The 23,106-nt window shown below is 44.8% G+C and carries 34 protein-coding genes and 2 pseudogenes; all 36 read left to right on the forward strand.

The window, feature by feature from the left end:
- Nucleotides 1-32: 32 nt before the first annotated feature.
- The 36 genes and pseudogenes from rpoC to SYN_RS01610 all read left to right on the forward strand — a co-directional run bounded on the left by rpoC (nucleotide 33) and on the right by SYN_RS01610 (nucleotide 23,005).
- The gene (rpoC, locus tag SYN_RS01450) at nucleotides 33-4,178 is read left to right on the forward strand and encodes a DNA-directed RNA polymerase subunit beta' (protein ID WP_011416207.1); all 4,146 of its coding nucleotides are present in this window, start codon (nucleotides 33-35) and stop codon (nucleotides 4,176-4,178) included.
- A 63-nt stretch (nucleotides 4,179-4,241) separates the two neighbouring features.
- Nucleotides 4,242-4,611, forward strand: a pseudogene (gene rpsL, locus SYN_RS15635) (30S ribosomal protein S12).
- Between the two features lie 15 nt (nucleotides 4,612-4,626).
- Nucleotides 4,627-5,097 (forward strand): 30S ribosomal protein S7, encoded by a 471-nt coding sequence (gene rpsG / locus SYN_RS01455; protein WP_041584589.1) that lies wholly within the window; start codon nucleotides 4,627-4,629, stop codon nucleotides 5,095-5,097.
- Between the two features lie 226 nt (nucleotides 5,098-5,323).
- Nucleotides 5,324-6,517 carry an elongation factor Tu gene (gene tuf, locus SYN_RS01460; protein ID WP_011416212.1) on the forward strand — a complete coding sequence of 398 codons (1,194 nt, stop codon included), beginning with the start codon at nucleotides 5,324-5,326 and terminating at the stop codon, nucleotides 6,515-6,517.
- Between the two features lie 32 nt (nucleotides 6,518-6,549).
- Nucleotides 6,550-6,858: a 30S ribosomal protein S10 gene (gene rpsJ, locus SYN_RS01465; protein WP_041584590.1), complete on the forward strand. Its 309-nt coding sequence runs from the start codon at nucleotides 6,550-6,552 to the stop codon at nucleotides 6,856-6,858.
- 106 nt (nucleotides 6,859-6,964) lie between these two features.
- Nucleotides 6,965-7,594 carry a 50S ribosomal protein L3 gene (gene rplC / locus SYN_RS01470; protein ID WP_041585243.1) on the forward strand — a complete coding sequence of 210 codons (630 nt, stop codon included), beginning with the start codon at nucleotides 6,965-6,967 and terminating at the stop codon, nucleotides 7,592-7,594.
- A 26-nt stretch (nucleotides 7,595-7,620) separates the two neighbouring features.
- Nucleotides 7,621-8,244 (forward strand): 50S ribosomal protein L4, encoded by a 624-nt coding sequence (gene rplD, locus SYN_RS01475; protein WP_041584591.1) that lies wholly within the window; start codon nucleotides 7,621-7,623, stop codon nucleotides 8,242-8,244.
- Complete coding sequence (rplW, locus tag SYN_RS01480) at nucleotides 8,241-8,531, forward strand: 50S ribosomal protein L23 (RefSeq protein ID WP_011416216.1); 291 nt, start codon at nucleotides 8,241-8,243, stop codon at nucleotides 8,529-8,531. Before rplD ends, rplW begins: the two co-directional genes overlap by 4 nt.
- A gap of 17 nt (nucleotides 8,532-8,548) precedes the next feature.
- Nucleotides 8,549-9,370: a 50S ribosomal protein L2 gene (gene rplB / locus SYN_RS01485; protein ID WP_011416217.1), complete on the forward strand. Its 822-nt coding sequence runs from the start codon at nucleotides 8,549-8,551 to the stop codon at nucleotides 9,368-9,370.
- Nucleotides 9,371-9,373: 3 nt separating this feature from the next.
- Nucleotides 9,374-9,655 (forward strand): 30S ribosomal protein S19, encoded by a 282-nt coding sequence (gene rpsS, locus SYN_RS01490; RefSeq protein ID WP_011416218.1) that lies wholly within the window; start codon nucleotides 9,374-9,376, stop codon nucleotides 9,653-9,655.
- Between the two features lie 52 nt (nucleotides 9,656-9,707).
- On the forward strand, nucleotides 9,708-10,040 hold the full coding sequence (gene rplV, locus SYN_RS01495) for a 50S ribosomal protein L22 (RefSeq protein WP_011416219.1): 333 nt from the start codon (nucleotides 9,708-9,710) through the stop codon (nucleotides 10,038-10,040).
- A gap of 18 nt (nucleotides 10,041-10,058) precedes the next feature.
- Nucleotides 10,059-10,709 (forward strand): 30S ribosomal protein S3, encoded by a 651-nt coding sequence (gene rpsC, locus SYN_RS01500; RefSeq protein WP_011416220.1) that lies wholly within the window; start codon nucleotides 10,059-10,061, stop codon nucleotides 10,707-10,709.
- 61 nt (nucleotides 10,710-10,770) lie between these two features.
- Nucleotides 10,771-11,193, forward strand: a complete 423-nt coding sequence (gene rplP, locus SYN_RS01505; protein WP_011416222.1) for a 50S ribosomal protein L16 — start codon at nucleotides 10,771-10,773, stop codon at nucleotides 11,191-11,193.
- A complete protein-coding gene (rpmC, locus tag SYN_RS01510; RefSeq protein ID WP_011416223.1) occupies nucleotides 11,183-11,380 on the forward strand; it encodes a 50S ribosomal protein L29 in 198 nt (65 codons plus the stop codon). Before rplP ends, rpmC begins: the two co-directional genes overlap by 11 nt.
- Nucleotides 11,377-11,634 (forward strand): 30S ribosomal protein S17, encoded by a 258-nt coding sequence (gene rpsQ, locus SYN_RS01515; protein WP_011416224.1) that lies wholly within the window; start codon nucleotides 11,377-11,379, stop codon nucleotides 11,632-11,634. Before rpmC ends, rpsQ begins: the two co-directional genes overlap by 4 nt.
- Nucleotides 11,635-11,671: 37 nt before the next feature.
- Entirely contained in the window at nucleotides 11,672-12,040 is a 369-nt protein-coding gene (gene rplN, locus SYN_RS01520; protein WP_041584592.1) for a 50S ribosomal protein L14, read from the forward strand.
- 67 nt (nucleotides 12,041-12,107) lie between these two features.
- Nucleotides 12,108-12,428, forward strand: coding sequence for a 50S ribosomal protein L24 (gene rplX, locus SYN_RS01525; RefSeq protein ID WP_011416226.1), 321 nt, complete (start codon nucleotides 12,108-12,110; stop codon nucleotides 12,426-12,428).
- A gap of 11 nt (nucleotides 12,429-12,439) precedes the next feature.
- Complete coding sequence (gene rplE / locus SYN_RS01530; protein WP_011416227.1) at nucleotides 12,440-12,979, forward strand: 50S ribosomal protein L5; 540 nt, start codon at nucleotides 12,440-12,442, stop codon at nucleotides 12,977-12,979.
- Nucleotides 12,980-13,018: 39 nt separating this feature from the next.
- Nucleotides 13,019-13,204: a type Z 30S ribosomal protein S14 gene (locus tag SYN_RS15640; protein ID WP_011416228.1), complete on the forward strand. Its 186-nt coding sequence runs from the start codon at nucleotides 13,019-13,021 to the stop codon at nucleotides 13,202-13,204.
- A gap of 25 nt (nucleotides 13,205-13,229) precedes the next feature.
- Entirely contained in the window at nucleotides 13,230-13,631 is a 402-nt protein-coding gene (gene rpsH / locus SYN_RS01535) for a 30S ribosomal protein S8 (protein WP_011416229.1), read from the forward strand.
- A gap of 48 nt (nucleotides 13,632-13,679) precedes the next feature.
- Nucleotides 13,680-14,219 carry a 50S ribosomal protein L6 gene (gene rplF / locus SYN_RS01540; RefSeq protein ID WP_011416230.1) on the forward strand — a complete coding sequence of 180 codons (540 nt, stop codon included), beginning with the start codon at nucleotides 13,680-13,682 and terminating at the stop codon, nucleotides 14,217-14,219.
- Nucleotides 14,220-14,271: 52 nt separating this feature from the next.
- The gene (rplR, locus tag SYN_RS01545; protein WP_011416231.1) at nucleotides 14,272-14,637 is read left to right on the forward strand and encodes a 50S ribosomal protein L18; all 366 of its coding nucleotides are present in this window, start codon (nucleotides 14,272-14,274) and stop codon (nucleotides 14,635-14,637) included.
- 40 nt (nucleotides 14,638-14,677) lie between these two features.
- Nucleotides 14,678-15,172, forward strand: a complete 495-nt coding sequence (gene rpsE / locus SYN_RS01550) for a 30S ribosomal protein S5 (protein ID WP_011416232.1) — start codon at nucleotides 14,678-14,680, stop codon at nucleotides 15,170-15,172.
- An 18-nt stretch (nucleotides 15,173-15,190) separates the two neighbouring features.
- A complete protein-coding gene (gene rpmD, locus SYN_RS01555) occupies nucleotides 15,191-15,385 on the forward strand; it encodes a 50S ribosomal protein L30 (protein ID WP_011416233.1) in 195 nt (64 codons plus the stop codon).
- The gene (gene rplO / locus SYN_RS01560) at nucleotides 15,385-15,828 is read left to right on the forward strand and encodes a 50S ribosomal protein L15 (protein ID WP_011416234.1); all 444 of its coding nucleotides are present in this window, start codon (nucleotides 15,385-15,387) and stop codon (nucleotides 15,826-15,828) included. The genes rpmD and rplO overlap by 1 nt, the downstream gene beginning before the upstream one ends.
- 1 nt (nucleotide 15,829) lies before the next feature.
- Nucleotides 15,830-17,137: a preprotein translocase subunit SecY gene (secY, locus tag SYN_RS01565; protein ID WP_011416235.1), complete on the forward strand. Its 1,308-nt coding sequence runs from the start codon at nucleotides 15,830-15,832 to the stop codon at nucleotides 17,135-17,137.
- 30 nt (nucleotides 17,138-17,167) lie between these two features.
- Entirely contained in the window at nucleotides 17,168-17,917 is a 750-nt protein-coding gene (map, locus tag SYN_RS01570) for a type I methionyl aminopeptidase (RefSeq protein ID WP_011416236.1), read from the forward strand.
- 121 nt (nucleotides 17,918-18,038) lie between these two features.
- Nucleotides 18,039-18,257 (forward strand): translation initiation factor IF-1, encoded by a 219-nt coding sequence (gene infA, locus SYN_RS01575; protein ID WP_011416237.1) that lies wholly within the window; start codon nucleotides 18,039-18,041, stop codon nucleotides 18,255-18,257.
- An 82-nt stretch (nucleotides 18,258-18,339) separates the two neighbouring features.
- Nucleotides 18,340-18,453 (forward strand): 50S ribosomal protein L36, encoded by a 114-nt coding sequence (gene rpmJ / locus SYN_RS15645; protein WP_083756405.1) that lies wholly within the window; start codon nucleotides 18,340-18,342, stop codon nucleotides 18,451-18,453.
- Nucleotides 18,454-18,484: 31 nt separating this feature from the next.
- Nucleotides 18,485-18,853 (forward strand): 30S ribosomal protein S13, encoded by a 369-nt coding sequence (gene rpsM, locus SYN_RS01580; RefSeq protein ID WP_011416238.1) that lies wholly within the window; start codon nucleotides 18,485-18,487, stop codon nucleotides 18,851-18,853.
- 42 nt (nucleotides 18,854-18,895) lie between these two features.
- Complete coding sequence (gene rpsK / locus SYN_RS01585; RefSeq protein ID WP_011416239.1) at nucleotides 18,896-19,288, forward strand: 30S ribosomal protein S11; 393 nt, start codon at nucleotides 18,896-18,898, stop codon at nucleotides 19,286-19,288.
- A gap of 87 nt (nucleotides 19,289-19,375) precedes the next feature.
- Nucleotides 19,376-20,005, forward strand: a complete 630-nt coding sequence (gene rpsD / locus SYN_RS01590; RefSeq protein WP_011416240.1) for a 30S ribosomal protein S4 — start codon at nucleotides 19,376-19,378, stop codon at nucleotides 20,003-20,005.
- Nucleotides 20,006-20,066: 61 nt separating this feature from the next.
- Entirely contained in the window at nucleotides 20,067-21,104 is a 1,038-nt protein-coding gene (locus tag SYN_RS01595; RefSeq protein ID WP_011416241.1) for a DNA-directed RNA polymerase subunit alpha, read from the forward strand.
- A 27-nt stretch (nucleotides 21,105-21,131) separates the two neighbouring features.
- Nucleotides 21,132-21,485 (forward strand): annotated as a pseudogene (rplQ, locus tag SYN_RS01600) (50S ribosomal protein L17); the annotation flags it as partial.
- A gap of 183 nt (nucleotides 21,486-21,668) precedes the next feature.
- Nucleotides 21,669-21,929 (forward strand): EF-Tu/IF-2/RF-3 family GTPase, encoded by a 261-nt coding sequence (locus tag SYN_RS01605; RefSeq protein WP_041584593.1) that lies wholly within the window; start codon nucleotides 21,669-21,671, stop codon nucleotides 21,927-21,929.
- 308 nt (nucleotides 21,930-22,237) lie between these two features.
- Nucleotides 22,238-23,005, forward strand: coding sequence for a 3',5'-cyclic-nucleotide phosphodiesterase (locus SYN_RS01610; protein ID WP_011416244.1), 768 nt, complete (start codon nucleotides 22,238-22,240; stop codon nucleotides 23,003-23,005).
- Nucleotides 23,006-23,106 lie beyond the last annotated feature (101 nt).

A 23,106-nucleotide genomic window follows, 5' to 3' on the forward strand; every position in this document is an offset into this window, starting at 1 on the left:
CACCAAGTCATATATAAACGGGAGTAAAAACCGTGGAAGATGTTTTTAGCTATTTTGAAAAACCAAAAGATCCGATTCGCTTTAATGCGATAAAAATTTCGATTGCCTCACCGGACAAGATCCTTTCCTGGTCTTACGGCGAGGTTAAAAAGCCGGAAACCATTAATTACCGAACTTTCAAGCCTGAACGTGACGGGCTTTTCTGCGCAAAAATATTTGGTCCTGTGAAGGATTATGAGTGTCTCTGCGGACGCTACAAGCGAATGAAGCACAGGGGCGTGGTCTGTGAGAAGTGTGGCGTTGAAGTCATCAAGTCGAAGGTTCGTCGTGAGAGGATGGGGCATATTACCCTGGCAACGCCGGTTGCCCATATCTGGTTTCTCAAGAGTCTACCCAGCAGGATCGGAAATGTCCTGGACCTTACTTTAAAGGAATTGGAGCGGATTCTCTATTTTGAATCCTGGATCGTTCTCGATCCCAGGAACACTCCGCTGCGGAAGAAGGATTTACTTTCGGATGAGGAGTATAACGATCTGAGAGAGCAGTACGGTCCGGATGGATTCCAGGCTGGAATCGGTGCCGAGGCTGTGAGAAAACTTCTTGAAGAAGTCGATCTTGAGGGGCTCGATGTAGAACTGCGGGATGAGTTGAAGACCGCCTCGTCGGATACCAAGAGGAAGAAAGTCATCAAGCGATTGAAGGTTATCGAGGCTCTACGGAAATCGGGAAATCGTCCGGAGTGGATGATTCTGACGGTGCTACCCGTTATCCCTCCGGATCTGCGTCCCCTTGTTCCTCTGGATGGGGGGCGGTTTGCCACCTCGGATTTGAATGACCTTTACCGCCGTGTGATCAACCGGAATAACAGGCTTAAGCGCCTTCAGGAGTTGAACGCTCCTGAAATTATTATTCGCAATGAAAAAAGAATGCTTCAGGAAGCCGTAGACGTTCTTTTTGATAACGGCAGAAGAGGGAGGGCCATAACGGGGACCAACAAGAGGCCCTTAAAATCTCTTTCCGATATGCTCAAGGGGAAACAGGGGCGATTCAGACAGAATCTTCTGGGTAAGCGAGTGGATTATTCAGGCCGTTCCGTGATCACCGTTGGTCCCGACCTGCGGCTGCATCAGTGTGGATTGCCTAAAAAAATGGCCCTCGAATTGTTTAAACCATTTGTTTACAACAGGCTACAGGAAAAAGGGTACGTCACAACCGTCAAAAGCGCAAAGAAGATGGTCGAGCGGGAGACGGCGGAGGTCTGGGATGCTTTGGATGAAGTTGTCCGGGAGTATCCGGTTATGCTGAACCGTGCGCCGACGCTGCATCGACTGGGACTGCAGGCTTTTGAGCCGGTATTGATAGAAGGAAAAGCCATTCAGCTCCATCCTCTCGTCTGCACGGCCTTTAACGCGGATTTCGACGGCGATCAGATGGCCGTTCACGTACCGTTATCGATTGAGGCCCAGACGGAAGCCCGGGTTCTCATGATGTCGACGAACAATATTCTTTCACCGGCAAATGGCAAGCCCATAATCATCCCCAGCCAGGATGTTGTGCTGGGAATATATTATCTGACGCGTTCAAAGGAAGATGTCCTGGGACATGGCATGAGCTTTTCCAATCCCGAGGAGGTTCGCTCCGCCTTCGACGCCGGAGCGGTGGAACTACGCGCCAGGATAAAAGTGCGAATCGATGATGAATTGAAGGAGACGACCGTAGGACGGGTCATTTTGTATGAGATTATTCCGGAAGCCATTTCTTTTGATGTCATTAATAAAGTGATGAACAAAAAAGAACTGGCTAATCTGATCGATTACTGCTACCGGCTCTGTGGGGAAAAGACGACGGTTATTCTTGCAGACCGCCTGAAAGATATGGGTTTCAAATATGCGACCCATTCAGGGATGTCTTTTGCGGTAAGAAACCTGAATATCCCAAAAAACAAGAAAGATATTGTTGTTCGGGCGGACCGCGACGTTCTGGAAATTCAAAAGCAGTACATGGACGGTTTGATTACCGACGGTGAACGATACAATAAGGTGATCGATCTATGGGCCCAGGCGACGGAAAAAATCGCTTCGGAAATGATGGGGGGTATCGAAACCGAGGAGCAGATTACGACGGAAGGGAAGAAAGTTGTAGAAAGCTTCAATCCGATCTACATGATGGCAGATTCCGGAGCGAGAGGCAGTAATGCACAGATTCGACAGTTGGCCGGTATGCGGGGGTTGATGGCGAAACCTTCAGGAGAAATTATTGAAACGCCGATTACGGCAAACTTCCGGGAAGGTTTGACCGTTCTGCAGTACTTCATTTCAACACACGGAGCAAGAAAGGGGCTTGCCGATACAGCGCTGAAAACGGCGAACTCCGGTTACCTGACACGGCGGCTGGTTGACGTCGCTCAGGATTGCATTATCACCCAGCAGGATTGCGGAACGGTGGATGGCATATCCGTGTCGGCCCTGATGGAGGGCGGAGAGATTATAGAGACAGCTGGAGAACGTGTTCTTGGGCGTGTCGTGCTTGAAGATATCATGGATCCTTTTACCGGCGAAGTCCTCGTCGGTGCAAATCAGGAAATCGATGAATCCCTTTCGGAAAAAATTGACAGGGCGGGGATTGAAAGCGTGAGAATCCGTTCTGTTCTGACCTGCAAGGCCAAGTATGGCGTTTGTGCACGGTGTTACGGCCGGGACTTGGGTCATGGTCACCTTGTGAATATCGGAGAAGCCGTGGGGATTATTGCTGCCCAGTCCATTGGAGAACCGGGAACCCAGTTGACTATGAGAACTTTCCATATCGGAGGTACGGCGAAATTTGAAGAGCACTCAACTCTGGATTCCCGGCACGATGGCATTGTGAAATACGTTGACCTCAACTACGTAGTCAGCAAGATAGGGGAAACGGTTGTCATGAGCCGCCATGGGGAAATTCACGTCCTTGATGAGCAGTTGAGAAGTCGAGGCAAGTATACTGTCCCATACGGTGCCCACCTGAAAGTTAAAGACGGTCAGTCCGTCAAAAGAGGGGATCGCATGGCCGAGTGGGATCCTTTCTCAATACCCATTCTTGCTGAAGTCGATGGAACCGTGAAGTTTGGTGATATCATCGAAGGAAAGACGATGCAGGAACAGGTTGACGAAGTTACCGGTCTTTCCCGTAAAGTTATTGTTGAATTCAAGGGGGCGGACCTCAGGCCTCGAGTTTCCTTAAAGGATGCCACAGGAAAGACAGCCAAGGTTCCCGGCACAAACGCGGCGGCAAGACATCTTCTTTCAGTAGGCGTGAACATCGTTGTCTCTGAAGGAGACCAGGTCAAAGCCGGTGACATTATCGCCAAGATCCCCAGAGAAACGACCAAAACGAAAGATATTACCGGTGGTCTTCCGAGGGTTGCAGAGCTTTTTGAAGCGCGGAAGCCCAAGGATTTCGCCGTTATTTCTGAAATCGACGGCGTGGTGTCCTACGGCAAGGATGCCAAGGGAAAAAGAAAGGTGATCGTAACTCCGGAAATCGGCGATGAAAAGGAATACCTCATCCCCAAAGGAAAGCATGTCAGCGTCCAGGAAGGTGACCGTGTGATCGCCGGGGAAGCTTTAATGAGCGGTGTCAATAATCCTCATGATCTTCTCATGATCAAGGGAGAAAAAGCCCTGGCTCGCTACCTTGTTGATGAGGTTCAGGAAGTTTACCGACTGCAGGGCGTGAAGATCAATGACAAACATATGGAAGTCATTGTACGCCAGATGCTGCGGCGGGTGAAAGTTATCGATCCCGGAGACACTCCCTTCATGGCTGATGAGCAGGTCGAAAAGTTCAGGTTCCAGGAGGAGAATGAAAAGGCCATTGCCAGAGGAGAGCAGCCGGCCATTGGGGAACCTGTTCTTCTGGGTATCACCAAGGCTTCTCTGAGTACGCAGAGCTTTATTTCTGCTGCCTCATTCCAGGAGACGACACGGGTTCTTACGGAAGCGAGTCTGGCGGGCAAGGTGGATTACCTCCGAGGTTTGAAGGAAAATGTGATTATGGGTAGATTGATTCCTGCCGGGACTGGGCTTGTGATGTATCGCAAGCTCGGTATTAAAACGGTGGCGGACGAGGATGCTGAATCAGTGGAAATCGAGGGTGATGAAAATAGCAATAAGAAATCTCTTGACATGCACGCGGCGAATTGATAGTTAACCAGACTTTTCTAAGTCAAGTTAGAATTACGTGAAGTATTGTTTTCGGGAGGAGTAATGCCTACAATAAATCAGTTAGTTCGAAATGGAAGGCTGCGGGCGGCAAAAAAAGCATCAACACCGGCTTTGGCTGGATCGCCGCAGAGGCGGGGGGTTTGCGTCAGGGTATACACGTCAACACCCAAGAAACCGAATTCCGCATTGAGAAAGGTTGCGAGAGTTCGGTTGACCAGCGTTATGAAGTAACGTCCTATATTCCCGGAATCGGCATAACCTGCAGGAGCATTCTGTCGTGCTGGTTCGCGGTGGGCGAGTTAAGGATCTTCCCGGCGTAAGATACCATATTGTCAGAGGTACACTCGATGCGGTAGGAGTGCAGGACCGGAAACAGGGGAGATCGAAATACGGGGCTAAAAAGCCAAGTTAATATGAGGATTTGATCATGCCAAGAAGAAGGGAAATTGCTAAAAGGGTTATTCTTCCGGACCCTAAATATAAGAATATTTTAGTTGCAAAGTTTGTCAATAATCTCCTCAAGGAAGGTAAGAAGAGTATTGCGGAGTCCATTCTTTATGGGGCTTTTGATCTCATAGAGAAAAAGGCCAAGGAATCCCCTGTGGAATTGTTTGAGAGAGCTGTAAACAATGTGAAACCCGTCATTGAAGTCAAATCAAGGCGTGTGGGGGGGTCTACCTATCAGGTTCCCACGGAGGTCGCGGCATCAAGAAGGGTTGCGCTGGCCATTCGCTGGATCATATCCAATGCCAAGGATAGGGCGGAAAAGACCATGAGGGAAAAGCTGGCAGGAGAATTTATCGATGCCGCTAATAACCGGGGAGGCTCCATCAAAAAGCGGGAGAGTGTCCATAAGATGGCCGAAGCGAATAAGGCTTTTGCTCACTATCGCTTTTAATTATTTTGAAAAACAATATTTGCTGTATGTACAGCTCTGGATTGAGCGATAAATAATCAAGGATTGAGTTCATTCGCTGTGCTGAGAAAAAATTTGGAGCATCAATTAGAGATAAGCTCGCCGGCGATCATAAAAACGGTAAAATTATTTGATAGTAAAAGATCGTCCCACAAAAGGCTGGTAAATAACTTTTCAAAAGAAAGATAAAGATTAAGGAGGTCGGAGGATGGCTAAGAAGAAATTTGAAAGGACAAAGCCGCATTTAAATATTGGCACCATTGGACATGTCGATCATGGCAAGACAACTTTGACTGCTGCGATAACAAAGTGGCTTGCAAAGAAAGGCTTAGCCGAATTTCGAGCCTTTGATTCGATTGACAATGCACCGGAAGAAAAAGAAAGAGGCGTCACCATCAACATTTCCCATGTGGAATATCAGACGGACAAGCGTCATTATGCCCATGTGGACTGTCCGGGGCACGCGGACTATATTAAAAATATGATCTCCGGTGCAGCGCACATGGATGGCACGATACTGGTCGTGGCAGCTTCCGATGGTCCGATGCCGCAGACGCGAGAGCATATCCTCCTTGCACGTCAGGTGCAGGTTCCCTCTATCGTCGTTTTTCTGAACAAAGTAGACCTTGTCGACGATCCGGAACTTCTTGATCTCGTTGAACTGGAGTTGAGAGAACTGCTGAATGAATACGAGTTTCCCGGGGACGATATTCCCATCATCAGAGGCTCCGCTTTAAAGGCCCTTGAAAGCGAAAATCCGGATGATCCCGATGTAAAACAGATATATGCCCTGATGGATGCCGTGGATGCTTATATCCCTGAGCCTGAGCGTGATCTTGACAAGCCGTTTCTGATGCCCGTGGGCGACGTTTTTACGATTTCAGGTCGCGGTACAGTTGTGACTGGTCGAATTGACCGGGGAATTATAAAGACCGGTGATGAAGTCGAAATAGTCGGCGTTCGCCCGACACAAAAGACAGTTTGCACAGGTGTGGAAATGTTTCGCAAGACCCTGGATGAAGGGCGTGCCGGTGACGATGTCGGCTTGCTGCTTCGGGGAATCAAGAGGGAAGACGTTGAAAGAGGCCAGGTTGTTGCAAAACCGGGTTCTATCACGCCGCATACCAAATTTATGGCCCAAGTCTACGTTTTGACTAAGGAGGAAGGTGGAAGGCATACTCCTTTCTTCACCGGCTATCGCCCGCAGTTTTATTTCAGAACAACCGATGTTACCGGAGTTGCCAAGTTGGCGGAAGGTGTGGAAATGGTTATGCCGGGGGACAATGTAGAAATGGAAGTGACGTTGATCACGCCGATAGCCATGGAAGAACAGCTGCGGTTCGCTATTCGCGAAGGCGGAAGAACGGTCGGCGCCGGTGTTGTCAGTAAAGTGATTGAATAGATAGCGCATAAGTGATTGGATCAGACAAGGACATGAAAGATCAAAAAATAAGAATTCGCCTTAAGGCTTACGATTACAAATTACTTGATCGCTCGGTGGAAGAAATTGTGGAAACGGCGAGGCGGACAGGTGCGAGGATTGCCGGTCCTGTACCGCTTCCGACGGAGATCAACAAGTATTGTGTGAACCGTTCGCCGCACGTCGACAAGAAGTCAAGAGAGCAATTTGAAATAAGAACACACAAAAGGTTAATTGACATTATAGAGCCGACACAGTCCACGGTAGATGCACTGATGAAGCTGGACTTGTCTGCTGGTGTGGATGTTGAAATTAAGGCCTAATATCATGAAGAGGCGTACAGCGGGTGCTCCACTGTCCGCTTGAGTATCAGGTCATAAGGAAAAAAATAACGTTTCAATAATGAATGTAGAAGATGAAGTGGATCTGATGAAAAAGATGATCATTGGCAGAAAAATTGGGATGACTCAGGTCTTTGCTGAAGATGGAGCAGCTATCCCGGTGACGGCAATTGAGGTTGAACCATCGGTTATTACTCAGAAGAAAACTGTTGAAAAAGATGGTTATGATGCAATTCAACTCGGATATGGCAGGATAAAGCAGAATAAGGCAACGAAGCCGTTGCAGGGGCATTTCGCCAAAGCAGATAAAGGATGCTTCCGTATCCTCAAGGAAATGCGCTGTGACCAGATTCAGGAATATGAGCTGGGCCAGGAGATCACGCTGGATATATTCGAGTCCGGTGAGATGGTCGACATTACCGGCACGACAAAGGGCAAGGGCTTTGCTGGTGTGATTAAACGGCATGGCTTTAGGGGGGGTAGATCGTCCCATGGCTCGATGTTCCATCGTGCGCCCGGTTCGATTGGAGCGAGTGCGTACCCGTCACGCGTATTTAAAGGGAAAAAATTACCCGGACAAATGGGGAACAAGCAGAAAACTGTGAAAAATCTTATGATCTGGAGCTTGCGGCCTGAGAGGAACCTGATTCTGATCAGAGGAGCAGTTCCCGGCGCGCGTAATGGATATTTATTTATAAAACAGTCTGCTAAGGCTTGAAGTTACGTTATTCAAGGGTGAATAAGATGTTGGTTGCTGAAGTATTTGATATTAATAAAAATAAAGTGTCCGAGATCGAGCTTAATGACGCTGTGTTTGGCGCTGAAGTTAATGATGCAGTAATTTATGATGTGGTCAGGATGCAGATGGCGTCACGGCGCTTCGGTACGGCGGCGACCAAAGGTCGAAGTGACGTGAGTGGTGGAGGTAAAAAGCCTTGGCGGCAAAAGGGTACAGGCAGAGCTCGTTCGGGAACGAGCAGGTCTCCCATTTGGCGAGGTGGAGGCATCGTGTTTGGACCGGTTCCAAGAGATTATAAGTATAATGTTCCAAAAAAAGTCAGGAAAAATGCATTGCGCTCAGTGCTAAGCCTGAAGTATCAGGGGCAGAAGCTGGTTGTGTTGAAGGATTTCCCTCTGGATGAAATCAAAACCAAAAAGTTTAAAGAGGTTGTTGACCGGTTCGGTTTAAAAAAAGCCTTGTTCGTTACAGAAGAACGGAACGAATTTTTGGAGAAGTCTTCAAGAAATATAGCGGGCATCAAGATGGTAAGGTCCGAAGGTTTAAATGTTTATGATGTATTAAATCATGAGCATCTCGTAATCATAGAGCCGGCTGTTAAGAAATTGGAAGGGGCGCTGAAATCATGACGGAATTGCATCAGATCGTCAAGAGAATGCTGGTCACTGAGAAAAGTACCTTGGAAAAGGACGAAAAGAACAAATATTATTTCGAAGTGGATCGCAGGGCAAATAAAATAGAAATTCGCAAAGCGGTGGAGAGACTTTTAAAAGTGACCGTGGACGATGTTCATGTAATTAATATTAAGGGCAAGAAAAAAAGGACAGGTCGGATTATCGGAAAGAGAAGGGATTGGAAAAAGGCGGTTGTAACGCTTGCCCAGGGAAACACTATTGATATATACCACGGTGTATAAAGAAGGGATGTAAACGGATGGCGATCAGAAAATATAAACCAACCTCACCAGGAAGAAGATATCAGACTTGTTCTACTTTTGAAGAAGTAACGACGGATCAGCCCCAAAAAAGCCTTCTTGGAACTATAAAAAAAACAGGCGGTCGAAACAACTTCGGAAGAATAACAAGCAGACACGTTGGCGGCGGGCATAAAAGACGTTATCGATTTATAGACTTCAAGAGAGAGAAACTGGATGTTCCCGGTAAAATCGCTTCCATAGAATATGACCCGAACAGATCTGCCAGAATAGCCTTGGTCAGCTATGAGGATGGCGAAAAGAGATACATTATTGCTCCTGCAAAAGTTGCTGTCGGAGAGAAGATTGTAAGCGGAGAAAGAGCCGATATCAAAGCAGGAAACGCAATGCCTCTGAGAAATATTCCTGTAGGTTCACTGATACATAATATCGAGCTGAAAGTAGGAAAAGGCGGCCAGTTAATCCGGAGTGCGGGAACCTATGGACAGTTGATGGCCAAGGAAGGAAGTTACGCACAGGTTCGACTGCCATCTGGGGAAATGAGAAAGATTTTTATAGACTGCAGGGCGACAATTGGTCAGGTAGGCAATAATGAGCATGAAAATATCAGCGTAGGCAAAGCAGGGCGGACGAGATGGGCCGGTAAAAGACCGAAAGTTCGAGGAGTTGTCATGAATCCGGTTGACCATCCCATGGGTGGCGGCGAAGGAAGGTCTTCAGGAGGGCGGCATCCCTGCACCCCTTGGGGCGTACCAACAAAGGGACATAAAACGCGATCCAACAAAAGCACTGATAAATACATTGTAAAGAGAAGGGGATAGGAAGTGGCAAGATCAATCAAAAAAGGTCCATTTGTTGATGAAAAACTTTTTGATAAGGTTCAAAAGGCTGTTGCGTCCGGGAATAAAAGTGTTATTAAAACCTGGTCACGCAGGTCGACGATTACCCCTGATTTGATAGGACATACATTTGCAGTGCACAATGGAAAAAAATTCATACCGGTATTTGTAACGGAGAATATGGTTGGTCATAAACTAGGTGAATTTGCACCAACGAGGATATTCTTCAGTCATGCAGGGGATAGAAAATCTAAAGTGCGGAAATAATTAATTATTTATTGAACATTTTTGGATAAGTAAAGAGCGCAGAGACGAAAATATGGAAGCGAAAGCAACTGCAAAATATATAAGGATATCACCTCAGAAGGCGAGGCTGGTTGTGGATCTGATTCGTGGTAAAAAGGTGGACGATGCGAGGGAGATCCTGAATTATTCCCGGAAGCGATCTGGACAAATTGTCGGGAAAGTTCTCAAATCAGCATTCGCAAATGCTGTACAGAATCCAAACATCGATGAAAAAATATTATTTGTAAAAGAGATTTTTGTAGATCAGGGACCTTCTATGAAAAGATGGCGTGCAAGAGCCCAGGGCCGAGCTGCATCAATCAAAAAGAGAATGAGTCATATTACCGTTATTTTGGACGAAAAGTAATAATGGGGAGGTGCGAGATTGGGGCAGAAGGTTAATCCCATCGGTCTGAGACTGGGAATCAACAAGAATTGGAATTCTCGGTGGTATGCTGATAAGAGCTATCGCTCGATGCTGTATGAAGATCTCAAAATTCGCGGTTATCTGAAAAAGAAGCTTTATCATGCGGGGATATCGCATATAGACATCGAAAGAGCGGTCAATAAGGCAAAGGTGAATATTTATGCTGCGCGTCCTGGAATCATAATCGGCAAAAAAGGTGCGGAGATTGAAAAGCTGAAGAAAGAGCTGGAGAACGTTTCCAGTAGCGAAATCATCATCAATATCCTGGAAGTCAGAAAACCGGAGATTGACGCTCAGCTTGTTGCCGAAAACATCGCTACGCAGTTGGAGCGGAGAGTTGCATTTCGTAGAGCAATGAAGAAATGTGTTTTAACCGCACTAAAATTTGGAGCCAAAGGGATCAGAGTAAGTTGTTCCGGAAGACTAGGTGGCGCTGAAATGTCAAGAACGGAGTGGTATCGTGAAGGCAGAGTGCCCCTGCATACATTAAGAGCGGATATAGACAGCGGTTTTACGGAAGCAAAGACTGCTTATGGGCAGATCGGCATCAAGGTATTGATATTTCACGGTGAAGTGCTTCCGGGAAGAAAGGAACTTGAAAAACCATAGAAGCGGGTAAAATATTAAACTCGGGAAGATGACTAGGTTATAAAAAAGAGGGTTTTTTTCCATGTTAATGCCAAAAAGGGTGAAATATAGGAAGTTGCAAAGGGGTCGAAGGACAGGAACCGCCACAAGAGGAAGTAAAATATCTTTTGGGGAATATGGACTTCAAGCAGAAGAATGTGGCTGGATAACCGCAAGGCAGATTGAGGCAGCGAGAATTGCCATTACGCGCCATGTCCGTAGAGGCGGTAAGATATGGATAAGAATATTTCCCCATAAATCAATAACAAAGAAGCCAGCAGAAACTCGCATGGGAAAAGGAAAAGGTGCACCGGAAGAATGGGTGGCTGTCGTCAAGCCAGGCACGGTACTCTATGAGATGCAGGGAGTCTCCAAGGAAGTGGCGAGAGAAGCTTTCAGACTGGCATCACACAAACTTCCGATAGGGACAAGGTTTCTTTCTAGGGAGCTGACAGATGAAGGCTAAAGAATGGAGAGAGAAAAGCCTTGATGAGATAAGGCAAAAAAATAAAGAGTTGGAAGAGGAGCTTTTTAACCTGAGAATGCGCAGTGCTGCGGGGCAGCTGGAATCATCAGCGGCGCTTGGAAAAATAAAAAGGGATATAGCACGTGCAAAAACAGTGTTACGGGAAAAGGGGGTTAAAGAGCATTGAGCGAGAGAGGCTTCAACAGGACTATTAAGGGCGTTGTTGTCAGTAATAAAATGGACAAGACCATTGTGATTCGGGCTGAGCGCCTGGTGAAACATCCGGTTTTTCATAAATATACAAGAAAACATGTCAAGTATATGGTCCATGATGAGAAAAATGAATGTAAAGTCGGGGATACAGTCATTGTCATGGAATCGCGTCCATTGAGCAGACTGAAAAGATGGCGAATGCTTCGTATCGTTGCAAAAGCAGAATAGGAAGAAACTACTTGGGAAGAGTGGATGGAGTCGCATAATGATTCAGATGCAAACCGTACTTAATGTGGCCGATAATTCAGGCGCTAAAAAGGTCGCCTGCATTAAAGTGCTTGGTGGTTCGAAAAGAAGGTATGCTGGCGTTGGAGATGTTATTGTTGTGGCGGTCAAGGAAGCTATGCCCAATTCGAAGGTGAAGAAGGGCGATGTGATGAAGGCCGTCATCGTAAGAACTGCGAAAGAGGTCAGACGTCAGGATGGATCTTATTTGAAATTTGACGACAATTCCGCCGTATTAATAAGCAATCAGATGGAGCCGATCGGGACTCGTATTTTTGGCCCGGTAGCCAGAGAATTGCGGGCAAGGCAGTTCATGAAAATCATATCGCTGGCTCCTGAAGTGCTCTGAGCAACCATCATGAGGATTATGCGGTGAGATATTTGCCAGGAATGTTAATTAAATATGGAGAATAGCAATGCAATTGAAGCATCTGAAAAAAGGGGACTTCGTAAAGGTGATATCCGGAAGGGAAAAAGGTAAGACTGGGAAAGTCTTGACGGTGATCAGCGAGAAAAACAGAGTTGTCATAGAAAAGATGAACATGGTCAAACGGCACCAGAAAGCCAACGCGATGGGTAAAGGCGGGATTGTCGAAAAAGAAGGACCGATACATGCTTCGAACGTTATGATGATGTGTGGGAAATGTAACAAAGAGACAAGAGTCGGTATCAAAAAGCTTGAAGATGGAAAGAAAGTAAGAATCTGCAAGAAATGCAATGATATATTGGATATATAGGTAGCGACGACATGGCTAGATTAAAAGATTATTATAAAAAGGAAGTTATTCCAGCGCTGATTTCAGAATTTGGTTACAAGAATCCCATGCAGGTTCCCGTGATGAAGAAAATCGTTGTTAATATGGGCCTGGGTGAGGCGATCCAGAATGTAAAAATCCTGGACAGTGCTGCCGGCGAACTGGAAATGATAACAGGGCAGAAGGTTGTAATTACGAAAGCGAAAAGGTCTATTGCGACATTCAAGCTGCGGAAGGGTATGTCCATCGGATGCAGGGTTACCTTGAGAAGGGAAAGAATGTATGAATTTCTTGACCGATTTATTAATGTTGCACTGCCAAGAATTCGGGATTTTAGAGGCGTGTCTCCGAATACGTTTGACGGTCGTGGAAATTACTCAATAGGCGTTAAAGAGCAGATTATTTTCCCGGAAATTGAGTACGATAAGATTGAAAAGATTCGCGGAATGAATATCGCGATTGTGACGAGTGCGAATACCGATGAAGAAGCAAGAGCACTTTTGAAGTTTATGGGAGTTCCATTTAGAAGTTAAAGAATTTGTCGAGGGAGAGAATTAACCGGAGGAGTCGGAGTGGCAAAAAAATCCTTGATAGCAAAGGCAAAACGGGAGCAGAAATATTCTGTGAGAACGTACAACAGGTGCTCAATTTGCGGAAGGCCGCGAGCATACTATAGAAAGTTTGGTATGTGCAGGATATGCTTAAGGAAGTTATCGTCAAAAGGCGAAATTCCGGGAGTTATTAAATCAAGCTGGTAGTCATTATTTTTTAAGGAGCAGTTATATGGGGATGACCGATCCTATTGCTGACATGCTGACAAGAATCCGGAATGCAAACAGAGTTCACTTTAAAAGTGTTGATGTAGTGTATTCGGGAGTGAATGTTAATATCGCCAAAGTGCTGAAAAAAACGGGGTATATCGGCGGTTATGATGTAAAGAAGGATGAGAAAGGTCATGATGTTCTCAAAGTATACTTGAAGTATCCCGATTCTAAGAGAACCATCATTAATGATATCCAAAGAGTAAGCAAGCCAGGAAGACGAGTCTATGTGAAAGGGGATGAAATTCCCAAGGTTCTGAATGGCTATGGCGTAGCAATCATATCGACATCAAAGGGCGTCATTACGGACAAAGAGGCCAGAGAAAAGAGTGTCGGTGGAGAAGTGCTTTGTAAGGTTTGGTAAGGATATTTTGAGGTAAGGTTGTAAGAGGATAACGACAGGAGAGTTATCATGTCAAGAATTGGGAAGAAGCCGATAGAACTGCCCGCTAATGTAACGTGTGAGCGAACTGGAAATGCGATCAAAGTTGCGGGGCCACGTGGGGAATTGACTACAATTATACCTGAAAAGGTAGAAGTGGTTATGGATCAGACGAAAGTATTGGTAAAAAGGCATTCCGACAGCCGGGAGGATCGTTCGTATCATGGCTTGGTAAGAACATTGATCCAGAACATGATTACAGGAGTAAGCACCGGTTATGAGAAAAGTCTAGAGATTGTAGGTGTAGGGTTCAAAGCAGAGGCTGAGGGTAGAAATCTTAAGTTGACGATAGGATATTCGAGTCCCATAATATACGCTGTCCCGGAAGGTATAGATCTAAAAATCGAAAAGGCAACAAACATCATCCTGTCCGGAATTGATAAGGAAAAAGTGGGTAAGGTCGCAGCTGAAATTCGCAGGATAAAAAAACCTGAACCATATAAAGGAAAGGGAATTAAATATGCGAACGAGCAGGTGAGGAGAAAGGTTGGAAAATCTGTAGGCGCGTAACGTCTATATCCATGATTAATTTATAAATATAGATTAATGACGAGGTAAAAAATTGGCTTCAAAAAAAGTTCAGAAAATTAGGGACAAGAGAAAAGCTCGTGTTCGTGCGAAAATCAGCGGCTCTACAGAGCGACCACGACTTTCTGTATTTAGAAGTTCAAAGCATATCTATGTGCAGGCAGTTGCTGATAATGAAGGCAAAACCATAGCCCATTCCTCCACCATTAGTGATGATGTAAAGAGTAAGATAACCGATGTGAAAAAAGTTGAAGCTGCAAAAGAAGTAGGCAGATCAATTTCCAGAAAACTGAGAGATATGGGAATTCAAGAGGTCGTATTTGATAGGGGAAGTTATTTATACCACGGTAGAGTAAAAGCTTTAGCAGACGGGGCGCGAGAAGAAGGGTTAAAGTTTTAAGATAACGGATCAAATTTATTCATCTTAAAGGGACTGATAATTGGACAAGAAAGATTTGGGCGAAGTTGAATATTTGGATAGAGTCATTGCCATCAACAGAACAGCAAAAGTTGTGAAAGGTGGAAGACGCTTCAGGTTTAGTGCAATTGTTGTGGTCGGTGACGGTAATGGCTCGGTGGGTGCCGGATTAGGAAAAGCTCATGAAGTACCTGAGGCCATCAGAAAAGGAATGGAACAGGCTAAAAAGAGCATGACTAAAATAGAGATTGAAAAAGGTACGATACCGTATGAAGTAATCGGTAAATTCGGTGCTGGCCGGGTGCTTCTGAAACCTGCGTCAGAAGGTACCGGTTTGATTGCGGGTGGAGCTGTGAGAGCGGTACTTGAAGTAGCCGGTATTCACAATATTCTAACGAAATGTTTAGGTTCTCACAATCCACATAATCTTGTAAAGGCGACGATTGAAGGGTTATGCAGATTGGAAAGCCCGGGCAGGATAGCAGCTTCGAGAGGAAAGTCCATATCGGAAATATAGAATCAAGGGGACCGCAGAGTGAGCAAGCAACTTAAAATAACACTGAAGAAAAGCGCAATTGGCAGACCTTCAAAGCAGAGAGACACGCTCAGAGGCATGGGATTGTCGAAAATCAATAAGGCGGTTGTCCTGAAGGACTGTACTGAAATCAGAGGAATGATAAACAAGGTAAGTCATCTTGTCAGTTGCGAGGAAGTTGAAGGAGTGGAGTAATGGATTTAAGTCAGTTAAGGCCACCCGAGGGATCAAGAAAAAAGAGAAAGCGGATCGGCAGAGGAAGCGGTTCTGGTCATGGTGGGACGTCGTGTAAAGGGCACAAAGGCCAGAATGCGAGGTCCGGAGGTGGGGTAAGGGATGGCTTTGAAGGTGGCCAGATGCCGTTGTCACGGAGATTGCCCAAAAGAGGATTTCGGAGCAGGATCTTAAAAGATATCGTTACTTTGAATGTCGAAAAACTGAACGGGTTTCAAACCGGCGTGGAAATTGATGAGCATCGATTAAAAGAAAGCGGGATGGTAAAAAGTTCAGCAGAGAAGATTAAGATCCTTGGAAAGGGAGAAATTGACCATCCGCTGACTGTAAAAATCAAAATGATCAGTCAGGGAGCAAAAGCGAAAATTGAAGCTGCAGGCGGATCGGTCATCGAGGTAGTCTGATTTGATAGAAGGCCTGAAGAACATTAATAAGATTCCGGAATTGCAAAAGAGAATACTTTATTCTCTTTTGATGTTGGGCGTGTATCGCGTCGGAGCGCATATTCCAACTCCAGGAATTGATACAGCGGCCTTAATGGCATATTTTGAACAGGCTAAAGGGTCTTTGTTGGGCCTCTTTGACATGTTCGCAGGAGGGGCGCTGAGTAACCTGTCCGTGTTCGCACTCGGGATCATGCCTTACATCAGTGCGTCAATCATCCTTCAACTGCTTACTGTAGCTGTGCCTCATCTGGAAAGGCTATCAAAAGAAGGGGAGGCAGGAAGAAGAAAAATAACGCAGTATACCCGTTACGGGACCATCGTACTCAGCATAATACAAGGTTTCGGAATATCAGTCGGATTGGAAAACATGGCAGGTCCGACGGGAGTATCCATTGTTATGCAACCGGGTTGGGGATTTCGATTAATGACCGTCCTGACCCTGACGGCAGGCACGGCCTTTTTAATGTGGCTTGGGGAACAGATCACTGAAAAGGGAATTGGAAACGGAATATCCTTAATTATCTTTGCTGGAATTGTATGCCGAGGACCGGAAGCCATAATCAACACCTTTAGACTTTTATCAACAGGAGAGATGGGTTTTTTCCTGATCATTATTCTCATCGCCATGATGATCACCGTTATAGGTGTTATTGTATTTGTAGAGAGCGGACAGAGACGGATTCCTGTTCAATATGCGAAAAGGGTTGTTGGAAGGAAGGTCTATGGAGGGCAGTCAACCCACCTGCCTCTGAAGGTCAATACAGCCGGTGTCATTCCGCCGATATTCGCGTCATCGATAATCATGTTTCCAGCTACGATTGCTAACTTTGTACCGCACCCTTGGATGAAGGTCGTAGCGGATGCGTTGGTTCCGGGAAGAATAGGTTATGAAGTATTATATGTAGGATTTATCGTCTTTTTTTGTTATTTTTACACAGCGGTGACGTTTAACCCGAATGATGTAGCTGAAAATATGAGGAAATATGGCGGATACGTTCCGGGAATAAGGCCGGGAAAAAAGACGGCTGAATATATAGACGATGTCTTGACCCGACTGACATTCAGCGGTGCGATATATGTTTCAGCAGTTTGCGTTCTGCCGAGTATTCTCATAGCCTATTTTAATGTGCCGTTCTACTTTGGAGGGACGGCGTTACTGATCGTAGTAGGGGTTGCACTGGATACGGCGGGGCAGTTGGAAACACATCTTCTGACACGACAATATGAGGGATTTCTAAAGAAAGGCAAGATTGCAAGAAGAAGATGAAGAGACCTGCCTTTTCCAGAAACAGATAAAATGGTTATTTTAAAGAGACCTGAAGAAATAGAAAAAATTCGAAAGAGCAGCCGGATCGTAGCGGAAATACTTCAGGAATTAATGAATAGTGTAAAACCCGGAATAAGAACGATTGACCTTGAAGAGTACGCGGAAGAGCTGGCTGCCCGTAAAAAGGTAAAACCCGCATTTAAAGGTTATAATGGCTTTCCATTTGGGCTTTGTGTGTCCGTTAATGAAGAAGTTGTGCATGGAATGCCTTCAAAACGAATCTTACGTGATGGAGACATTGTCAGCTTGGATTACGGAGTTTATCATGACGGGTATTATGGAGATGCAGCCATAACCGTGCCAGTCGGTGAGGTTTCACAGGAATTGTTAAGATTACTGCAGATTACAAAAGAGAGCTTATGCGAAGGGATTAAGGAATCAAGGATAGGGAACAGACTGGGTGATATCTCAGCCGCCATACAGGCTCATGTCGAAAGTGCGGGATTTTCAGTGGTCAGGGATTTTGTGGGACATGGAATCGGTAAAAGTTTGCATGAAGATCCGCAGGTGCCGAATTTCGGATCAAAAGGCAGAGGGATATTACTGAAAAAAGGAATGGTGCTTGCGATCGAGCCCATGGTAAATGCCGGCAAATATTCAGTTAAGGTATTAAATGATAATTGGACAGTCGTCACGGAAGATGGTAAGTATTCCGCTCACTTTGAGCACTCCGTTGCGATAACTGAAAATGGTCCGGATATCTTGAGTTGTATCAACTAAGATCCGGAGATTACTGCGATGAAATACAGTTGAACGATCCAGAGGATCATAAGAAATTATTGCTAAAAGGATCTGCATTCATATTGAATCAAAGTAAGCAAAAGAAATATCAGGTAGGTTTATGGCCAAAGAAGAACCCATAGAAGTAGAAGGCCGAGTAATTGAGCCACTGCCCAATGCAATGTTCAGAGTGGAATTAGAAAATGGTCATCGGGTACTGGCACATATCTCAGGAAAAATGAGGATGCATTTTATTAAAATATTGCCTGGCGATAAAGTTACGGTGGAATTGTCGCCCTATGATCTCACACGAGGTAGAATTATTTACAGGACAAAGTAGGATAACTGAAAATAGTTAAAGTTGTGAGTAAAGCTTAATTATAAACGCTTAATTGTAAAAATAGAGGCAGAGGAGTGAAATTGTGAAAGTACGGTCATCAATCAAAAAAATATGCGATAAGTGCAAAATTATAAAAAGACGCGGTTTGCTTAGGGTTATCTGTGAAAATCCAAAGCATAAGCAGAGACAGGGATAGTCCATAGAATATGTAATCAGGAGGAGATCAGGTGGCAAGAATTGCAGGTGTAGATTTACCAAAGAATAAAAGAATGGAAATAGCCTTAACGTATATCTATGGAATAGGTCGGACAAAGGCGAAGGAAATTCTTGAAAAGGCTGAGATCAGCTTTGATACAAAAACTGATGAACTTGCTGACTCCGAGATCAATGCAATACGAACTATAATCGATAGAGACCATAAAGTGGAAGGTGACCTGAGAAGAGATATCTCCATGTCAATCAAAAGACTGATGGATGTGGGAGCATACCGAGGTCTGCGTCATCGTAAGGGGCTTCCGGTAAGAGGACAAAGAACACATACGAACGCACGAACGCGAAAAGGTCCGAGAAGAGCTATCGCAGGAAAGAAAAAATAATTAATTATAAATTTAGAATCAAGTGGTTGAGCGAGGAGAAAAATGGCTAAGCAGGTAAGAAAGACAGGCAAGAAAAAAGAGAAGAAGAACATTCCGGAAGGAATTGCACATATACAGTCAACTTTTAATAATACAATCATTACCATTACAGATCCAATCGGAAACGTTATTGCGTGGTCGTCATCTGGAATGCAGGGATTTAAGGGTTCCAGAAAAAGCACGCCATTTGCCGCTCAAATGGCTGCGGAAGACTGCGTAAAAAAGGCGAAAGAACACGGTCTAAGAAAGGTACAGGTCTATGTAAAGGGACCAGGATCCGGACGCGAATCAGCGTTACGTTCGCTTCAGGCCGCAGGATTGACGATTTCGTTAATTCGAGATGTAACACCGATTCCGCATAACGGCTGTCGCCCTCCAAAAAGACGAAGGGTCTGAAAAACTGGTATTATATTTCACATAATATCTTCCATCGTAAATTAAAAAGATTAAATAATACAGACGGGATTAAAAAGGGAGGCATTCTTGGCAAGATATAAGGAATCCGCATGCAGGCTTTGCCGCAGAGAAGGCTTGAAGTTGTTTCTTAAAGGAGACCGCTGCTATGGAGAGAAATGTGCATTCGAACGGAGGGGTTATGCACCGGGGGAACACGGACAGCTCAGAAGGAAGCAGCCATCAGATTACGGTGTGCAGTTAAGAGAAAAGCAAAAACTGAAACGGATGTATGGGCTCCTGGAAAAGCAGTTCAGGGGATATTTCGAAAAGGCCGATAAGAAGAAAGGTATCACAGGTACAAATCTGTTGCTCTATCTTGAACGAAGGCTGGACAACATGGTATACCGCCTTGGTTTCGCCAATTCAAGAAATGAAGCCAGACAATTGGTCAGACACAATCATTTCCTGGTCAATGGACGTAAAGTAAACATCCCTTCATTTCTGGTCAATATCGGTGATTTCATTGAAGTTACAGAAGAAGGCAGGAAGAACAACAAAATTATCGAGGCAATGGAAACCATTGTGAGGCGTGGAATTCCGCAATGGCTTGAGCTGGAACAGGAGAATTTCAAGGGCAAGGTAAAAATGCTTCCCACCCGTGAAGAATTAACTATGCCAATTCAAGAGCAGTTAGTCGTCGAGCTTTATTCAAAATAACATGATGCTTATTCTGAATGAGGAATCAGTTGTTAAGAACTGAAGGGTAGGGAATTAAATAATGGTCAGAAATTGGTGCAGTTTAATCAGGCCCAGAAGAATAGAAATTGACGAGAGCACTCATACGAGATTTTATGGGGAATTTGTTTGTCAACCTCTCGAAAGAGGCTTTGGTATCACCCTCGGCAATGCATTGAGAAGAGTTCTGCTTTCTTCCATTCAGGGGGCAGCCATTGTGTCGGTAAAGATTGATAATGTTCTTCATGAATTTTCGACTGTTCCGGGAGTAAAAGAAGACATTACAGATATTATCCTCAATCTTAAAGGGGTGAGGCTGAAGCTTCTCAGTGATGGTCCAAGAGTTATCCGTATTGACACGAAGAAAGAAGGTGTCATAACTGCCGCTGATATCATAACGGATGGAACGGTTGAAGTACTAAATGAGGATCATTATATTGCCTCGCTTTCTGGAGATATGCCGTTTCGAATGGAAATGGTCGTTAACAGCGGCAGGGGCTATGTGCAGGCAAAGAAGGAGAAAGACGTTGACCAGCCGGAAGGCACGATCAATATCGATGCCTTGTATTCACCCATTAAAAAAGTGAATTATACCGTAACGCATGCACGCGTTGGGCAGATAGCCGATTATGATAAGCTTTCACTTGAAGTGTGGACAGACGGGAATGTATTGCCAGAAGATGCTGTTGCATTTGCTGCAAAAATATTAAAAAAGCAGTTACAGGTTTTCGTGGGATTGCATACGGTCATCGGTACGGAAGAAGTAGAAGAAGAGGAAGAAGGAGAAGCGGTAAGCGAGAAGGAAAATCTGAATGATATCCTTTTAAGGCATGTGGAGGACTTGGAATTGTCGGTTAGATCTGCCAACTGTCTGAAAAATGCCGGGATCAACCTGATTGGTGAGCTTGTTCAGAAAAGCGAAGCCGAGATGTTGAAAACAAAGAATTTTGGCAGAAAGTCATTGAGTGAAATAAAGGAAATACTAGCGGAATATGGTTTGACCTTCGGCATGAAACTTGAGTTTACGCCTTGGAATAAAGACGTCAGGGAGGAAATGGGCGAAATCCAGGAAGAAGGATGAACATTACTTGGAAAGGGTTTTGATTCTATGCGTCACGGGAAAACAGGAAGAAAATTAGGTAGAACGTCAAGCCACAGAACTGCCATGCTGAGAAATATGGTAACCTCCTTTTTAAGGTATGAATCTGTGAAAACTACAGATACAAGGGCAAAAGAACTGAGAAAGCTTGCTGAGAAAATGATAACCTTAGGAAAGAGAGGCGATGTGCATGCGAGGAGACAAGCGCTTGCAGTCGTAAGAGATCGTGCTGTGGTGACGAAAATATTCAATGAGTTGGCTGAACGGTATCGGGATCGACCAGGAGGTTATACCCGGATCATTAAAGCTGGTTATCGCGAAGGGGATAGTGCGCCGATTTCAATCATTGAGTGTGTTAGAGACATCAGCGGGACACAGTCGAAATAAGAAGAAAAACTGGGAAGTATTGGGATAATTTGCCTAAGTCAGGGTTTGAATTTAATATGTTTTGTTTCTCTTTTGTTAAACGAAGACACAGCGCGTATCAGTAAGGTTTAAAGGGAAATAAAGCTTACTTTTTAGATGTGCTGATAGAGGAGGTTCGTTATGGCAGAAGAAAAGATTGGTGAGGTCATCAAGTTTTTTGCGAAACCAAGTGTCGCGGCCGTTAAAATCATTCAGGGGCAACTTAGTGTAGGCGATACTGTAAAATATACAGGTCATACTACGGATTTTTCGGATACCATCGAGTCCATAGAAGTAAACAACAGTAAAGTAGAAAAAGCAGTTGCGGGGGATTTCATTGGTATCAAGGTATCCGGTCGCGTTCGTCCGGGCGATGAGGTATTTAAGGTTACTCCCGAATAAACACTGAAAAGCTGATCAGCTAAACAAGCCATGGATTGATTTTATTTTAAAAAGAAAGATCCGTGGCTTTTTTGTTTTGAATTATACAGGAAAACGAAGATTTTATCATCTCAGTTGGCCACAGGTTAACAGGATATTTCCTTGTTCGCTTTTGTGACCCGATTCTTTTCAACTATTCATTGATAATAAAATAGTTAAAGAATCCTTTTTCTGCCGATGGATGTTGGCGTGCAACAAAGCGCCCGGATCGTGCTGTCAAAGAAAAATCCCGGCGATAAAACAGAGAAGAAGAGAAAGGGCCAGATTGGATGAATATTCGCATACTGGGCTGTCATGGATCACAGGTTCCCGGTTGTAATACAACGAGTTTCCTGGTGGAAGAAAATGTGCTGATTGATGCCGGTTCAATAACTTCAACGCTGACTGCGGAGGAACAGGTAAAAGTTGATTATATTTTTGTCACACACGCTCATTTGGATCATGTCAAGGAAATGATGTTCATGGTGGATAATCTGTGGTACCTACAGAAGTCCAATCCTCTGACAATCGTCAGCATAGAGCCGGTCATCCATGCTTTAAAGACCCATCTGTTCAATGGGCTGATCTGGCCGGATTTTTCTTCCTTGCCGAATGCGGAAAATCCTGTGTTGAGGTATGAAATTCTTGAGGTCGGCGGGAAAAGAAATATAGGCTCCTTCGCGGTCACAGCCATATCTGTAAACCATACGGTGGAAACCGTTTCTTATGTAATAGAAACAGGCCAGGGATCCATGATCTTTATCGGAGACACAGGGCCGACAGAAGAGATATGGAAAGTTGCGAACTCGATAGAAGATTTGAAAGCCATCTTTGTGGAAACATCTCTTCCCGATGAAATGAATCATATTGCCGAAATGACCGGTCATTTAACTCCTGCCATGCTGATGAAGGAGTTGTTTAAACTCAATAATAAAAATCTGGATATCTATCTCTATCATATGAAGGATTTTTATTCGAAATTAATAACTCGCCAGGTTGCAGCCATGAATCAGAACAGGCTCCACATTTTGGAGGACGGTCAGACTGTCCGTATTTAGCAGGATGATGTCCTTCTCTTAAGATTTTTCGACCTCAGGCAGTCTTGGACGGGATCGATTACGGAATTTCAGGGAGTCGGCCTGAAGGTTCTGCGAAGAAT

The organism is Syntrophus aciditrophicus SB (assembly GCF_000013405.1).
GTDB classification, from domain to species: domain Bacteria; phylum Desulfobacterota; class Syntrophia; order Syntrophales; family Syntrophaceae; genus Syntrophus; species Syntrophus aciditrophicus.

Bases quoted from the DNA above. Each gene is read 5' to 3' on its own strand.
- rplE (WP_011416227.1), top strand. From the start codon at position 12,440: ATGGCTAGATTAAAAGATTATTATAAAAAGGAAGTTATTCCAGCGCTG.
- rpmC (WP_011416223.1), top strand. From the start codon at position 11,183: ATGAAGGCTAAAGAATGGAGAGAGAAAAGCCTTGATGAGATAAGGCAA.
- rplP (WP_011416222.1), top strand. From the start codon at position 10,771: ATGTTAATGCCAAAAAGGGTGAAATATAGGAAGTTGCAAAGGGGTCGA.
- infA (WP_011416237.1), top strand. From the start codon at position 18,039: ATGGCCAAAGAAGAACCCATAGAAGTAGAAGGCCGAGTAATTGAGCCA.
- rplO (WP_011416234.1), top strand. From the start codon at position 15,385: ATGGATTTAAGTCAGTTAAGGCCACCCGAGGGATCAAGAAAAAAGAGA.
- rplD (WP_041584591.1), top strand. From the start codon at position 7,621: ATGTTGGTTGCTGAAGTATTTGATATTAATAAAAATAAAGTGTCCGAG.
- rpsK (WP_011416239.1), top strand. From the start codon at position 18,896: ATGGCTAAGCAGGTAAGAAAGACAGGCAAGAAAAAAGAGAAGAAGAAC.
- rpsJ (WP_041584590.1), top strand. From the start codon at position 6,550: ATGAAAGATCAAAAAATAAGAATTCGCCTTAAGGCTTACGATTACAAA.
- SYN_RS01595 (WP_011416241.1), top strand. From the start codon at position 20,067: ATGGTCAGAAATTGGTGCAGTTTAATCAGGCCCAGAAGAATAGAAATT.
- rplN (WP_041584592.1), top strand. From the start codon at position 11,672: ATGATTCAGATGCAAACCGTACTTAATGTGGCCGATAATTCAGGCGCT.
- rplB (WP_011416217.1), top strand. From the start codon at position 8,549: ATGGCGATCAGAAAATATAAACCAACCTCACCAGGAAGAAGATATCAG.
- rpsG (WP_041584589.1), top strand. From the start codon at position 4,627: ATGCCAAGAAGAAGGGAAATTGCTAAAAGGGTTATTCTTCCGGACCCT.
- rplV (WP_011416219.1), top strand. From the start codon at position 9,708: ATGGAAGCGAAAGCAACTGCAAAATATATAAGGATATCACCTCAGAAG.
- tuf (WP_011416212.1), top strand. From the start codon at position 5,324: ATGGCTAAGAAGAAATTTGAAAGGACAAAGCCGCATTTAAATATTGGC.
- SYN_RS01605 (WP_041584593.1), top strand. From the start codon at position 21,669: ATGGCAGAAGAAAAGATTGGTGAGGTCATCAAGTTTTTTGCGAAACCA.
- rplX (WP_011416226.1), top strand. From the start codon at position 12,108: ATGCAATTGAAGCATCTGAAAAAAGGGGACTTCGTAAAGGTGATATCC.
- rplF (WP_011416230.1), top strand. From the start codon at position 13,680: ATGTCAAGAATTGGGAAGAAGCCGATAGAACTGCCCGCTAATGTAACG.
- rplC (WP_041585243.1), top strand. From the start codon at position 6,965: ATGAAAAAGATGATCATTGGCAGAAAAATTGGGATGACTCAGGTCTTT.
- map (WP_011416236.1), top strand. From the start codon at position 17,168: ATGGTTATTTTAAAGAGACCTGAAGAAATAGAAAAAATTCGAAAGAGC.
- rplW (WP_011416216.1), top strand. From the start codon at position 8,241: ATGACGGAATTGCATCAGATCGTCAAGAGAATGCTGGTCACTGAGAAA.
- SYN_RS01610 (WP_011416244.1), top strand. From the start codon at position 22,238: ATGAATATTCGCATACTGGGCTGTCATGGATCACAGGTTCCCGGTTGT.
- rpsH (WP_011416229.1), top strand. From the start codon at position 13,230: ATGGGGATGACCGATCCTATTGCTGACATGCTGACAAGAATCCGGAAT.